We start from the raw sequence: 13,331 nt of genomic DNA on the forward strand, positions 1-13,331 counted from the left end.
ACCCATCTCCGCACCCATCACCACAGGTCAACACCACAACTGCGGAGATGCGGAGATGCGGAGATGTTTCAGCCCCTCCCACACAGCGCACCGGCGCCGAGCCACCACGCACACCGCCGGACACCCAACCTTTCAGCAGACCGAAAGGCATCCGGTCATGGCCATGAACATGTCCAGTCCGCCCGAGAGCTGGCGGCTCAAGCCGCTGTACAAGGTTTCTGAGCTACCCGGCATCCTCCCGTTCAGCAGAAGCCGAATCTACGAACTGGTTCGCGCCGGACGTATCAGGACCGTCCGAGAGCACAGCGTCCGACTCGTACCGGCGAGCGCGATTGTGGAGTACATCGAACTACTCGAAAGGGAGGCTGAGACCGCGTGAGCGCGAAGAAGCGACGCGCACGCGGCGAGGGCGGGCTTAGCTGGGACGCCACCCGAAAGCGGTGGGTGGCGTCCCGGACCATCGGCTACCGGCCGAACGGCCGCCGCATCATCGTGCGCGGCAGCGGCAAGACACAGACTGAGGCCCTCGACAAGCTCAAGGAGAATCTGAAGAAGCGGGAGGCGAAGCAGGCGCCGAAGACAACCGCCGAAGTCTCGATTGCGGAAGCCGTCGCCGGATTCCTGCGGTACGGACTGATGGGCCGCGACGAATCGACGGTCACGAATGCACACAGCCTCGCCAGGCATCACATCATTCCGCAGTTGGGTCACTTGACCGTCCGGGAACTCACGGCGGATGACTGCGAGCGCTGGCTGGAAGGCCGCGCCGAGGTGCTTGCCACGAAGTCACTTCGGGAGGTCCGGTCGGTACTCAGGCGCGCCATTGATCGGGTGATGCGTCGGGACGAGCGCGTCACCCGCAACGTGGTGGATCTCTGCGAGGTACCGAGCGGCAAGCGCACCGGCCGGCCGTCCAAAGCCCTGAACTTCGCCGAGGCGATGCAGGTACTCGCCGCCGCCGAGCGCGCGCAGTCGGATATGCGGCAGTACGTCATCCTGGCCCTACTCACCGGTGCCCGGACAGAGGAACTTCGTAGGCTGACGTGGTCGCACGTTGTGGCTTACGACAGCGCCCGCGGGCAGTGGCGACCGGTGCAAGAGGCCGGATGGAATCACAGCGAGTTCGCCGTCTACGTCTGGCGGTCCGTCCGGGCGCGCGGCGACACCAAGACCAAGAAGTCTCGGCGGACGCTCAAACTCCCGCAGCGGTGCGTGAAGGCCCTTCGGGATCTCTGGGAGGGCTTCGCCGAGCCACCGATTCCAGAGGCATTGCTCTTCCCCGGCGAGGGTGGCGAGGTGCGAGGCGCCATGACCGTGCTGCGAGCGTTCCGACGCGAGGTCATCGCCCCGGCCGGTCTGGAGCCGGACGCCTGGACACCTCGCGAGCTGCGGCACAGCTTCGTGTCCCTGCTGTCGGACAGCGGCATGCCGCTGGACAAGATCGCCCTGCTGGTGGGGCACAGCGGGACGCAGGTCACGGAGAAGGTGTACCGGCAACAGATCAGCCCGGTGATCCAGGACGGCGCACAGGCCATGGATCTGATCTTTCCGAACCCCAACTAGAGCCTGTGATACTCACTTCGGTACTCATGGCAGTTGTCAGGCAGGTTTCCGAGGTCGGGAACCTGCCTGACCTGCGGCTTTAGGGATGTTGATCTGCTCCCGCGATTGGACTCGAACCAATAACCTGCCGGTTAACAGCCGGCTGCTCTGCCGATTGAGCTACGCGGGATCGTTCGTGTGGCCGGGGCCCTGCGGGCCCTGGCGGCGGGTCTAGGTTAGCGCATGTCCGGGGCTGTTCGCGCACCCGTTATTCGCGTCCTGTCACGGGTGGAGGGCGTGCTGGCGGGTATGGGGGTGGGACGAATCCGCCGTCAGTGGGAGTAAACATGAAAGCTCGCATGATGTTCATGGCAGGCGCCGCGATCGGATACGTCCTGGGGACGAAGGCCGGGCGCGAGCGGTACGAGCAGATCAAGCGGATGTCGCAGCAGATGTCGGAGAACCCGAACGTCCAGGAGGCGGCGGGCAAGCTGCGGGCCAAGGGCGAGGAGTTCGCCGGGGCCGCGCGCGGCAAGGCGGGGCAGATGAAGGAACGGGTGCCGCAGCAGATGCCGGGGCGCCACAAGGCCGAAGAGGATCAGCCGCCGGTCTATCCCGGCTAGAGGCCGGTCTGGCGGCGCAGACCTTCGAGGACCTGTTCGGCCTGGGCGCGCACGCCCGGGTCGGACGGGTCCAGGCCCGCGTCGAACACGAACGTCCAGCGTATGTCGCCGCCCGTGGTGGGGCGCCGGCCGGCGATGCGCACCTTGCCGCCGCCGGGGAGGACGGCCTGGTGGCTGACGGCGATAGTGGCGGTGACGCGTTCCCGGACCGTTTCCGGCACCGAGCCGGGGTCGGTGAGGCGGACGTGGTGCTCGGCGCGGGATGTTTCGTGGACGTGCAGCCAGCCGTCTTTCCAGGTGGCGTGGTCGACGCGCTCCCAGGGGATGCGTGTGAAACCGCCCTCCGGGGTCGGGAGGTGCAGGGCGGTCGTGGACGCGGCGACGTGGGAGCCGCCGCGGGTGGGGGCCGTGGCGAGGACGCGTTCGCCCCGTTCGAGGGTGAGGGCATCGCGGAGTGTGGCAGGCAGGCCCCGGCGTAGGCGCATCCCTCTACGGTAGGCGATCAGGCCGCCTGGGGGGCTCGGCGGGCGGCCAGGAGGTCGAGGACGAGGGCGGCGGACCAGGCGTAGTCGTGGCTGCCGCGGCCGGTGCCGTCGAACGGGTCGAAGAACTCGCGGAAGCCGGACTGGCGGACCAGCCGCATGGTCGAGCCGTAGAGGAGATCGGCGACGACGGGGAGGTCGTGGCCGAGGGCGCCGTACCAGACGAGCCAGTTCGTGCTGATCCAGGTGGGGCCGCGCCAGTAGCCGCCGCGGTCGAACGCCGGGGCCTGGATGTCGCAGGTGGGGATGGGGTATCCGGCGGCGCCCGCGAAGCGGGCCGAGAGGAGGAGGTCGACCAGGTTGCGGACGATCGGGGCGGGCAGCTCCGGGTCGAGGAGGGGGCCGAACGCGCCGACGGTGATGACGGGCAGGAGCCGGTCGTCGCGCAGGTCGCGGGCGCGGAAGCAGCCGGTCTCGGGGTCCCACAGCCGGTCGAGGAGCGCGTGGTGGACGCGCTCGGCGCAGTCGAGGTGCGGGGCCGCGTCGGCGTCGATGATCTCGGCGATCTCGGCGAGGGCGTGCGCCGACGTCAGGTAGATGGCGTTGACCAGGGGGTCTTCGACGGCAAAGGGGTGCTCGTCGCGGAGGTAGCCGGGGCGGTAGCCGGCCTCGCGCATGAGCGCGGCGAGCCAGACGTACCGGTCGTAGTCCTCCCCGGTCGGCAGGGTGTGCGGGCGCTGAGCGGGCGCGTAGGCGGTCGGGGGGAGGTGGAGGGCGCCGAGGGGACGGTCCCAGGCGGGGCTGTTGTCCAGGCCCGACTCCCAGGGGTGGCAGATCGCGATGAGGCCGCTTCCGCCGAGGTCGCGGGCGTTGGCGAGGTAGCGGTGCTGGGCGGTGAGCCACGGGTAGAGGCGGGCGAGGAACGCCCGGCTGCTCTCGCCGTCGGTGGCGCTTTCGTGCAGGCGGAGCGCGGCCAGGGCGTGCAGCGGCGGCTGCGTGAGCCCGGAGGTGTGGACGCCGCGCGGCGCGGACGGCTGCCGCTCGCTGCGCCACAGCTCGGGACCGGGGAAGAACGCGTGCCGGGCGAGGCTGGTGTTGAACACGATGTGCGGGAGCATCCCGTCGGCCCACTGGCCGCGGAACAGCGTGAGCAGTTCGGCCTCGGCGCGGTCACGGCGGTGGCGGGCGAGGCCCATGCTGATGAAGGCGGAGTCCCAGCTCCACTGGTGCGGGTAGAGGCCAGGGGACGCGACGGTGGCCGTCCCGGTCCAGTTCGCGTCGAGCACCCTGGCCGCGGCCTTCCACAGCGCGGTCTCGTCGCCGGTCAGACGGGTGCTCATCTGATCAGGGTGACCTCCTCCTGGCGCAAGGCAGGCTCCTGGTTGTGGGACTCCTGAGCCGAGGGGCTCACCGTGATTGTCACCTCAGAACGCCGCCGCTGCGAGCCCTGGAGAGACGTCGCTTGTCAACGGTTCGCAGGTCTTTACCGTGAATATTTACAGCCGGGTGTCATGGGGCGGTCGCGCGTTCCAGGAGCCAGTCCGCGATCTCTTGACCGGCCATGATGCCGCGGGAGGCGGTGACGGTCGTGGCCTGGGACGTCCAGCCGGAGTCGTGCAGCTCGCCGTGCGCCGGGCGGACGGAGGCGTCGGCGGCTTCGAGCAGGTCCATGTCGAGGAGCGAGTCTCCGGCGGCGAGGGTCGTGGACGCGCCCGTCCGGCGGGCGATCTCCGCCGCGGCGGCCGCCTTCGTCAGGCCGGTGGGCAGGCAGTACACCTTGCGGCCTTGCAGGGACGTCCGCCAGCCGCGTTCGGCGCACCAGGCCGTGAGGTCGTCAACCCAGCCGGGCGGGACCGCGGTGCGGTCTACCACCGTGTAGGCGAACAGGTCGGAGGCGGTGCGTTGCTTTAGGACGAAGTCGCCGCTCGTGTGGAGGAGGTGCTCTTGGACGGCCGCCAGTGGTGCGCAGCTATCGGCGATCTGGGTTCTGATGGACGCCGCCCAGTCCGCGTCGTCCACGCCGTCCACGAGGAGGTGGCCGCCGTTGGCGCATATGGCGTAGGGGGCGGGCTTCTCCAGGAGGTGGACGCGCCGGTACTGCTCGGGTGTGCGGGTTGTGGTCGGGACGAACGTCGCCGCCTTTGCCAGGACCTCCAGCGTGCGCGCGGACGCCTCTGTCATGTAGGAGAGCGGCGCGCCCTGGTAGAACTCCACGCACAGTAGGCGCGGCATCGTTTCGTCAGGGCCCTCCAGGGCGAACGCTGCGGTGGAGTAGATGAGCGTACGGTCGAGGTCGGAGCACACCAGAACGGTCACTGAGCGGCCCCCTTGCCGAAGCGTGGATGGATGAAACCCATGCAGGCGTAGGGGAAGCGGTCGTGCTCGACCTCGATGACGGGCACCCCGCGTTCTGCGGCGAGCAGCCTGATGTGGGCTACTTCGGGGCCTGCGTCTTCTCGGACGAGCACCTTCCACGGAACTCGGCGCAGAAGGACGCGCGTGGTCTCGCCTATGCCCGGCTTCACGAGATTGAGGTCGTCGATGCCGTCGGCCTGGGCACAGCGGCGGACGGCCTCCCAGCCCGACCAGTCGGGTGCCCGGTCGGCCGCGCGCAGGTCGGGCAGGTCTTTCGCGACGCGTTCGGCGACGTCCGCGAAGCGCGCGCAGATGGTGTCGAGGAAGAGCGCGGACACGTCGTCGTCCGCCAGGTCGGCGTAGAACTTCGCGCCGTGGAAGTCGCCCGGGCCGATCAGGTCGTCGTTCAGGACCGTCCTGCTGACCAGGCCGGAGACCGTGGAGTTCAGGCACGCGGACGGGATCAGGTAGTCGTCGCGCGTCCCGTAGACGGACGTGCAGCGCCCGGGGTCGGCCAGCACCGCCAGGTCGGCGGGGAACGGGTGCGGTGCTAGGGCCGCGGTCAGCTCCCGCGTGATGGCGCCCTTGCCGGTCCAGCCGTCCACGAACATCACGGACGCCGGGTCGTGGTGCTCGGCGAGGTAGCGCAGCGCCGTCGTGTCGATGCCGCGTCCCCGGACGATGCTGAGCGTGTAGTGGGGGACGTCCAGGTCGTGCGCGAACCGCGCCCAGCGGCGCATCAGGATTCCCACGGGCGTGCCCGCGCGGGCAAGCGACGCGAGGACCGCGTCCGGGCCGCGCTCGGCGAGGATCATCTCCGTGACCAGGCCCGTCGCGTACGCGACCCGCTCCGCCGACGCGTCCAGCGCCTTGTGGAACAGGTGCCGGTACTCAGGGCCCGGCTGGTACTCCACCGGCAGCGACTCCGCGTAGTGCGCGCGGCCCGCCTGGATCGCCGCCTCGCGCTCCTCCGTGGGCGCTTCGAGCTGGACGTCCGAGAGGTCTTTGAGCAGCCAGGCGACGTCTTCTGCCGGGTAGCTGCCGAAGGAAGGCCCGTACAGCGGCTTCACACGCTCCCCCTCGCCCTGGCCGGGACGGCGGCCACCAGGGTGGGTGCCAGCGCGCACAACCGGCGCAGGAGCCCGTTGGTGAGCGCGGGGGTGTCGCCGACGTCGTCCACGACGAACACGATCCGGTCGAATCCGACCTGGCCGGACGCTGGGGAGACGTTGTAGGCGTAGCGCTCCCCTGGTCCGTCGGCGGCGTCGTGCGACGGGAAGGGCAGGCGCGTCCTGATGGCGTATCCGGGGTCGTCCACGGCGAGGACCGGCGAGCGTGTGGTCGTCGAGTACCGGACGTCCACGCCGGGCAGTGCGTCGGCGAGCGCCTCGGCCAGCCGGAGCGGCGCGTACATCAGCTCCTCGAACCCCAGCACGAGCACGCGGGAGGCCCCGTCTCCCATAGCGGATGCGATGGCGTCCGACATCCGTGCCAGGTCCTTCTCCAGCCGGTCCCTGTGTTCGGGCAGGAATCCGTGCCGTCCGCCGTCTGGGAGGCCGGCGGGCCATTCCAGAGCGACCCGCGACACCTCGAACGACCCAAGGGCCTCGTCTGGACGCCGCGTAGCGCGCGCGGTGATTTCGGTGACGAGTGCTTGGCCGGCCTCCAGGATTTCCTCCGGAAGCTCGACCTCCCCTGCGGCCAATGCCACCGCGTCTATGTGGGTGCCAAGCCGATCGGCGAGAGCGTCCATCCGCGCCTTGTCGGCAGGCCCGCGCAGGTCGACCAAGGCCGCCACGACGTAGCGGCTCCTGGGGCGGACGGCGTGCAGCGCCTCGATGGTGTTCAGGACCGTCCGTCCGGTGGATAGCTCGTCGTCCACCAGGACCACGGGCACATCACGGTCGAGGCGCTCGGGGTCGGCAGGTAGGAGAAGGTGGCTCGTGGCGTGGCTGTGCTCCTCCTCGAACCCTCCGTATGTGGCGAAGCCCTTGACCGGACGGCGGGTGGAGTGCAGGTAGTAGGCGCCGCCCAGGGCGTCCGCTACGGAGTGCCCAAGGGCGGTGGCCGTTTCCGCATAGCCGAGCACGACCGCTTCCACAGGAGGTCGCGGTTCCCGGAGGTGGTCACGCAGGGCGCCCGCCGTCCCCGGCACGCCCCGTAGAGCGTCGGCGAGAAAGGGCCCGGGAGGCGACGGCTGGTCGCCGTGCAGGCGCGCGCGCACAAGCTCCCCGAGCAGAAGCCCGGAACCGTACACGAGCCGCGGATCGGTCGGGACGTGCTTGCCCAGCACCGCCGAAACCAGCAGATGCGCACGCCGCGGGTTGCGCCGCACCGCCAGCCCTACCAGATCCGCGAGGCCCACTCCGGCGGGACGCGCCCCGTCCAGGAGGCGCACACCGAGCCGGGACGCCACCCATGTACCGGTCCAATCGGCCGAAAGACCAGGGGATACGGCCGTCATCGGCTGCCCGCCGCTTCCAGCAGCTCGACGAACGTGACGCCCTCCGCCGCCACCCCGAACACGCGGGCGCGGAGCATCAGCCGCTGCGCCCAGGCGCGGTGCGGCTTCGCCTCGTTCATCTTGTTGGCGTAGGAGCTGGCCATCGCGCCTCCCCCGCTGACGCCCAGGATGTCGGCGGCGTCGCAATATTCTTCATGCGTCACCACCGACAGCGCGTGCACGGCCGCCACATGGCTCGGATGGATCACGGTCTTGCCGATGAGGCCGTTCGCCTTGTCCAGGTGCACCTCGCGGATCAGGCCGTCCAGGTCGGAGGTGATCAGCCGCTGCCGCAGCGGCGCCGCCCGCTGCGCGTCGAACGGCGACTGGCGCAGCTGCGGCTTGAACATCCGCTCCCCCGCCGAGAAGTACTCCCAGACCGGGCCGGTCACGACATATCCGGTGCCGTCCGCGCGGCCGAGGATGTTCACCACGTCGCAGATCACGCCCGCGACCGGCCGGATGTCGTAGATCGTCAGGTCGGGCGGGCGGCGCAGGCCGTAGGCCGCCGACATGTCGGTCGCGCCGATCCGGACGGCGAGGATCCGCCGCCGGTGCTTGGCGAGCAGCCGCGCGACGTCGTTCAGCATCTCGGTGCGGGACTCCGCGTACACCGCCTCCGGGCTCTCGATCACCGGCATCGCGAGCAGCCGCTGGCCCGTCCGGGCGGCGGCGTCCTCCAGCGCGTCCAGGAACGCTCCACCGGTGGCCGCGGTGAACTTCGGCAGCACGAAACCGCTGATCAGTGCCGCCGCGTCGCCCAGCCGGCCGATCAGGTCGCCGATCTGGCGCGGGTCGCGGACCCGGACGAACAGCAGCGGCACGTCGCCCGCCGCCGTGGCGGCGCGGCCGTGCAGCGCCCGCAGCTGCGCCACCAGGTTCGACTCGCCGGCCGCGACCTCGTCGTCGGCGATCGCGTCCTCCAGGCACACCACCATGCTCATCACGCCGCGCAGCGCCGCCCGCTCGATGTCGTCGGCGAGGACGGGCCGGGTGGCGGGGCTGTAGAGCGTCGCCCCGAGCGCCACCCCCAGCACCGCCGGGTCGTCGTGCCGGTCGAACGGGCGCGGATGGCGGTAGAACAGGTGCTTACGACGCGCGGCGTCGATGTGGTCGAAATGCCGCATGGACGCCCCGTCAGACGCTGGTCACAGGTGCGTCGACACGGCCGGCAGCAGATGCTGGAACGTCCGGCCGGTCGCCGTCGCGCCGATCGCCGTCATCGACCAGCCGTCGCCGTCCCGCGACACCTTCGCCATGATCTGCGCGTTGTGCTGCCCGGCGCCGGTCAGGTCGTAGCGCGCGATCTCCTGCCCCGTGGTCTCGTCCACCAGCCGGCAGAACGCGTTCGCGATCTGGGAGAAGTCCTGGCCGGTGAAGGAGTTCACGGTGAACACCAGCTGGGTCACGTTGGCCGGGACGTTCTGCAGGTCGACGTTGATGACCTCGTCGTCGCCCTCCCCCGCCCCGGTCAGGTTGTCGCCGGTGTGCTGGACGGACCCGTCCTTGCTGCGCAGCTGCCGGAACCACACCTGGTCGGCGAGGTTGCCGCTGGCGTCGAACAGCAGGCACGAGGCGTCCAGGTCGATGTTGCGGGCCCTGCCCTTCCCGAACAGGCCCTTCTTGGCGACGGCGTCCCAGCCGAGGCCCATCCTGACCCGGGTCAGCGTCCCTCCGCCGGGCTTGGTCAGCGAGACCTTCTGGCCCTTCTGCAGTGAGATGGACATCGTTCGGCTCCCTTTGGTGATCGATGTGTGTCGCGATCGATGTGCGTCGCGGGCTGGGGTCGGCCGATGCGGGGTGTCCGGTTACTGGATCTTGGTGCTGCTGGCTTCCAGCGACTTCTCCGCGCCGTCGCGGGCGGACGGGCCGCCGCCGGTGCCGTCGGCCTCGTCCTCGTCCTCGCCCCGGTTCCGGACGACCGAGCTCACGAACGCCGCGATGATCAGCCCGGCGCCGAGCCCGCCGGTGATCCACTCGGGCACGTGGTGGCCGATGCTGACCAGCATGCACACCGCGAGGGCGCCGATCGCCCAGTGCGCGCCGTGCTCCAGGTACACGTACTCGTGCAGGGTGCCCTTCCGGACGAGGAAGACCGTCAGCGACCGGATGTACATAGCGCCGATGCCGAGGCCCAGCGCGATGACGATCGGGTCGGTGCTGATCGCGAACGCGCCGATGACGCCGTCGAAGCTGAACGAGGCGTCCAGGACCTCCAGGTACAGGAACAGGAAGAACCCGGCCTTGCCGGTGGCCAGGGCCAGCGAACTCGGCCCGGACCGTCCGGCGGCGGCCTCGGAGCCTTCGCCCTCCTCGTCGTCCTCGCCCGCTCCGGAGAACAGCTCGCCGAGCCCGTTGACCAGGATGTAGGTCACCATGCCGAGCACGCCCGAGATCATGACCTCGCCCGGGTCGTCCGCGGCCAGCCACGAGATGAACGCCAGCGAGCCGCCCGCGACGACCACGGCGAGCTGGTCGAGCTTGCCGATGCGGGCGAGCGGCCGCTCCAGCCACGGCAGCCACTTCTCGGCGCGCTCCTCGAACACGAAGTTCAGGAACAGCATCATCAGGAACATGCCGCCGAACGCCGCGATCATCGGGTAGGCGTCTTCCATCAGCTGGTGGTAGCGGTCGGAGTCGTTCAGCGCCAGGTCGAACGCCTCGTACGGGTTCAGCTTGGCCGTGACCCCCACGATCAGCAGCGGGAAGACCAGCCGCATACCGAACACCGCGATCGCGATGCCGATCGTCAGGAAGATCTTCTGCCAGAAGGGGCTCATGCGGTCGAGCACCTTGGCGTTGACCACGGCGTTGTCGAACGACAGCGAGATCTCGAGGACCGCCAGGACGGCGACCAGAGCGAACCCGGCGGGCCCGCCGTACAACAGGGCGATGATCAGGCCCGCGGCCGTGACGCCGAAGGACCATCCGAAGGTGCGAAGAATCATGCGAGTATTTCTGCTAGGAAGGACGGCCGGGCGTGGCGGCCGGGAATGCGGGGGCGCCGGGCGATGAGCCGGCGTCGACGCCTCAGCCTACGTTCAGCCTCACCCCACCTTGGCACTCAGCCTACGTTGACACCGAAATCCACGGCGATACCGGCGAGTCCGGAGGCGTACCCCTGGCCGACCGCGCGGAACTTCCATTCGCCGCTGTGGCGGTACAGCTCGCCGAAGACCATGGCCGTCTCGGTGGAGGCGTCCTCGGTGAGGTCGAAGCGCGCGAGCTCGTTGCCATCGGTCCGGTTGACGATCCGGATGAAGGCGTTGCGGACCTGGCCGAAGCTCTGCTGCCGGTTGTCGGCGTCGTAGATCGACACGGGGAACACGATGCGCTCGCACTCGACCGGGACGGTGTTGAGGTCGACGTTGATGGACTCGTCGTCGCCCTCGCCCTCACCGGTCAGGTTGTCGCCGGTGTGCTCGACGGAGCCGTCCGGGCTCTTGAGGTTGTTGAAGAAGACGAAGTGCTGGTCGGACATGACCTTGCCGGTGGCGGCGAGCATCAGCGCGGACGCGTCGAGGTCGAAGTCGGCGCCGGTGGTGGCGCGGACGTCCCAGCCGAGGCCCACGGTGACCGCGGTCAGGTTGGGGGCGGCCTTCGTCAGCGAGACGTTGCCGCCCTTGGCGAGTGAAACCCCCATGTTCGGGCCACTCCCTTCCTGGAGAGTTCGTATCTGCTACGTGCCGTGTTCTACGTGCCGTGTCTACTACAGGTCGTGACCCCTGGGGGCCGTCAACCTCCAGAAGCCCCTTGCTTCTAGAGGTTGACGCCGAAGTCCATGGCGATGCCCGCCAGGCCCGACGCGTACCCCTGGCCGACGGCGCGGAACTTCCATTCCGCCCCGGACCGGTACAGCTCGCCGAAAACCATCGCGGTCTCCATCGAGGCGTCCTCGGACAGGTCGTAGCGGGCCATCTCCGTGCCGTCGCTCTGGTTCAGGACGCGGATGTAGGCGTTGCGGACCTGGCCGAAGTTCTGGCTGCGGCTGTCGGCCTCGTAGATCGACACGGCGAACGCCACCCGCTCGGCGGTCGCCGGCATCGCGCCGAAGTTGATCTTGAGCTGCTCGTCGTCGCCCTCGCCGGCGCCGGTGGTGTTGTCGCCGGTGTGCTCGACCGCGCCGTCCGGGGTCCGCAGGTTGTTGAAGAACACGAAGTGCTGGTCGGTGATGATCTTGCCGGAGCCGTCCAGGACCATCGCGGAGGCGTCCAGGTCGAAGTCGGTGCCGGTCGTGGTGCGCAGGTCCCAGCCAAGACCGACGGTCACCGCGGACAGGCCGGGGGCCTGCTTGGTGAGCGATACGTTGCCGCCCTTGCTGAGACTGACACCCACGATGGGCCTCCAAGATCGCATGCCGTTGTTTCGGGCACCGCCCCGGCGCCCAGCCTTTCCGACGTAGGAGCGATGCTATCCGTTCCAGTCGCGGCGGAGCATTAACCGATGACACGTCCATTTCCCCGCACACGGGACGGGTCGGGCACACAAAATCCGCGCCGTCTGCGCCAGACTGGGCAGGGACGGACGAACGAGGGGAGGAAGCGTTGCGGGGAGCGGGCGACCAGCGCCGCCGTAACCGGGGGGCGCAGGCGGCTTCCGGGGCGATCGAGGCGAGAGAGGCGGCGTCGACCGCCTTCTACGACATGGACCAGGCGCAGAAGTACATCGACGGCCGCGTCACCGTGTTCGAGGATCTGGACGCCAAGGCCGCCGAACCCGTCCGGCGGGAGTTCACCGGGCTCGCCGAGTCCGCGGACGCCGCCGCCGTCGCCTACATCTCCGTCCTCGACGCGCACGACGTCGATGACCAGGACCGGACACCCGCCGAGTACGACGCGGCCCGGCGCGCGTTCGTCGCGTCCACCGAGCGGCTCCAGCAGATCACCCGGAACCTGAACGGCTTCGCCGAGCGCCTTGCCCCGAAGATGGCGCGGCTGGAGGCCGCCCTCGACCAGCTCCCGCCCCGCCTGACCGCCGCCCGCGACGCCGTCGCCGCCGCGGACGCCGCCATCGCCGCCGCCGCCAGGGCCGGGATGGACGCCTCCGACCCCGAGGCCGAGCTGGCGAAGGCCAAGGAGATCCTCGCGCAGCTCGGCTCGCAGGGGCTCGGCGGGCTCGGCCTGGACGGGGCGATGCGCAAGGCCGAGGAGGTCCACGAGCTCGCCGAGCGGGCGCGCGAGGCCGCCGCCGAGCTGCCGCAGATGGCGCAGAAGGTCCGCAACTCGCTCGCGTCCGCCCGCACCCGTGTCGACGTCGTCGCGAACCGCGTGGGCCCGGTGCGAGAGGCGATGAAGGTCCTGCTCCGCGGCTACTCGCAGGCGTGCTGGCAGGACCTGAAGGGCGCGCCGGAGTCGATCGAGGCCGCCGTCACACGGGCGCGGGAGCGGCTCAACGAGGCGTCCCAGCACACCGCCCGCGCCGAGTGGAAGCAGGCCCGGCAGGCGCTCACCGCCGCCCGCACCGAGCTGAACGCCGCCGACCGCCGCGCCGGGCAGGTCACCGGACGGGTCGAGGAGCTGAGGGCCGTCGCGGCCGACCCGTCCAAGCCGATGGAGCGCGTCCAGTTCGCCGTGCGGGACGCGCAGCGCCTCGCCATGGCCCAGCCGGGCGGGGCCGCGCCGCAGCACGCCCGGATGCTCGACTCGCTCGTCGAACGGCTGGAGAACGCGCCCAACCGGCTCACCGGCTCGCACCCGGACTACTGGGCCTACCTGCAGGAGCTGGAGGCCATCAAGACCGCCGCGGGCGACGTCGTCGCCCGCATCCGCGCAGAACGCGCCGGCCAGGGCTGACCAAGAAAGGGGCTCGGGGCAGGCGGGTCAGCGG

General features: G+C 70.1%; 14 protein-coding genes and 1 tRNA gene. 4 read left to right on the plus strand and 11 right to left on the minus strand.

Annotated features, from left to right (window positions below):
• Both E1264_RS44840 and E1264_RS45530 read left to right on the plus strand, forming a co-directional pair.
• Positions 1–379: helix-turn-helix domain-containing protein (locus E1264_RS44840; RefSeq protein ID WP_207936451.1), on the plus strand; the 379-nt coding region annotated here is incomplete at its 5' end.
• Complete coding sequence (locus E1264_RS45530) at positions 376–1,563, plus strand: site-specific integrase (RefSeq protein WP_132178928.1); 1,188 nt, start codon at positions 376–378, stop codon at positions 1,561–1,563. The genes E1264_RS44840 and E1264_RS45530, both read left to right, overlap by 4 nt.
• A gap of 96 nt (positions 1,564–1,659) precedes the next feature.
• Here E1264_RS45530 and E1264_RS30625 read toward each other — a convergent pair.
• Positions 1,660–1,732 (minus strand) — tRNA-Asn (locus E1264_RS30625).
• A gap of 157 nt (positions 1,733–1,889) precedes the next feature.
• Between E1264_RS30625 and E1264_RS30630 the strand changes: the two genes are divergently transcribed.
• Positions 1,890–2,165, plus strand: coding sequence for a YtxH domain-containing protein (locus tag E1264_RS30630; RefSeq protein WP_132178929.1), 276 nt, complete (start codon positions 1,890–1,892; stop codon positions 2,163–2,165).
• On the opposite strand, the gene E1264_RS30635 is transcribed toward E1264_RS30630, so the two are convergent.
• The 10 genes from E1264_RS30635 to E1264_RS30675 all read right to left on the minus strand — a co-directional run bounded on the left by E1264_RS30635 (position 2,162) and on the right by E1264_RS30675 (position 11,840).
• Positions 2,162–2,650 (minus strand): hypothetical protein, encoded by a 489-nt coding sequence (locus E1264_RS30635; RefSeq protein WP_132178930.1) that lies wholly within the window; start codon positions 2,648–2,650, stop codon positions 2,162–2,164. The two genes, E1264_RS30630 and E1264_RS30635, sit on opposite strands and share 4 nt — an antisense overlap.
• A 17-nt stretch (positions 2,651–2,667) precedes the next feature.
• Positions 2,668–3,987: a hypothetical protein gene (locus E1264_RS30640; RefSeq protein ID WP_132178931.1), complete on the minus strand. Its 1,320-nt coding sequence runs from the start codon at positions 3,985–3,987 to the stop codon at positions 2,668–2,670.
• A 169-nt stretch (positions 3,988–4,156) separates the two neighbouring features.
• Positions 4,157–4,963 carry an HAD family hydrolase gene (locus E1264_RS30645; protein WP_132178932.1) on the minus strand — a complete coding sequence of 269 codons (807 nt, stop codon included), beginning with the start codon at positions 4,961–4,963 and terminating at the stop codon, positions 4,157–4,159.
• Complete coding sequence (locus E1264_RS43815; protein WP_165964461.1) at positions 4,960–6,072, minus strand: cysteine protease StiP family protein; 1,113 nt, start codon at positions 6,070–6,072, stop codon at positions 4,960–4,962. Before E1264_RS43815 ends, E1264_RS30645 begins: the two co-directional genes overlap by 4 nt.
• Positions 6,069–7,418: a phosphoribosyltransferase family protein gene (locus E1264_RS43820; RefSeq protein ID WP_243711260.1), complete on the minus strand. Its 1,350-nt coding sequence runs from the start codon at positions 7,416–7,418 to the stop codon at positions 6,069–6,071. Before E1264_RS43820 ends, E1264_RS43815 begins: the two co-directional genes overlap by 4 nt.
• Positions 7,419–7,462: 44 nt before the next feature.
• Positions 7,463–8,632, minus strand: a complete 1,170-nt coding sequence (locus E1264_RS30655; RefSeq protein WP_132178933.1) for an HpcH/HpaI aldolase/citrate lyase family protein — start codon at positions 8,630–8,632, stop codon at positions 7,463–7,465.
• A gap of 21 nt (positions 8,633–8,653) precedes the next feature.
• Positions 8,654–9,232, minus strand: a complete 579-nt coding sequence (locus E1264_RS30660) for a TerD family protein (RefSeq protein WP_132178934.1) — start codon at positions 9,230–9,232, stop codon at positions 8,654–8,656.
• Between the two features lie 81 nt (positions 9,233–9,313).
• Positions 9,314–10,453: a DUF475 domain-containing protein gene (locus E1264_RS30665; RefSeq protein ID WP_132178935.1), complete on the minus strand. Its 1,140-nt coding sequence runs from the start codon at positions 10,451–10,453 to the stop codon at positions 9,314–9,316.
• A gap of 116 nt (positions 10,454–10,569) precedes the next feature.
• Positions 10,570–11,148 (minus strand): TerD family protein, encoded by a 579-nt coding sequence (locus tag E1264_RS30670; RefSeq protein ID WP_132178936.1) that lies wholly within the window; start codon positions 11,146–11,148, stop codon positions 10,570–10,572.
• A 116-nt stretch (positions 11,149–11,264) separates the two neighbouring features.
• Positions 11,265–11,840: a TerD family protein gene (locus E1264_RS30675; RefSeq protein ID WP_132178937.1), complete on the minus strand. Its 576-nt coding sequence runs from the start codon at positions 11,838–11,840 to the stop codon at positions 11,265–11,267.
• 209 nt (positions 11,841–12,049) lie between these two features.
• On the opposite strand from E1264_RS30675, the gene E1264_RS30680 reads away from it, so the two are divergent.
• Positions 12,050–13,297 carry a molecular chaperone DnaJ gene (locus E1264_RS30680; protein ID WP_132178938.1) on the plus strand — a complete coding sequence of 416 codons (1,248 nt, stop codon included), beginning with the start codon at positions 12,050–12,052 and terminating at the stop codon, positions 13,295–13,297.
• Positions 13,298–13,331: the final 34 nt, after the last annotated feature.

The sequence above is a fragment of the Actinomadura sp. KC216 genome, from assembly GCF_004348535.1.
Taxonomy (GTDB): Bacteria; Actinomycetota; Actinomycetes; order Streptosporangiales; family Streptosporangiaceae; genus Spirillospora.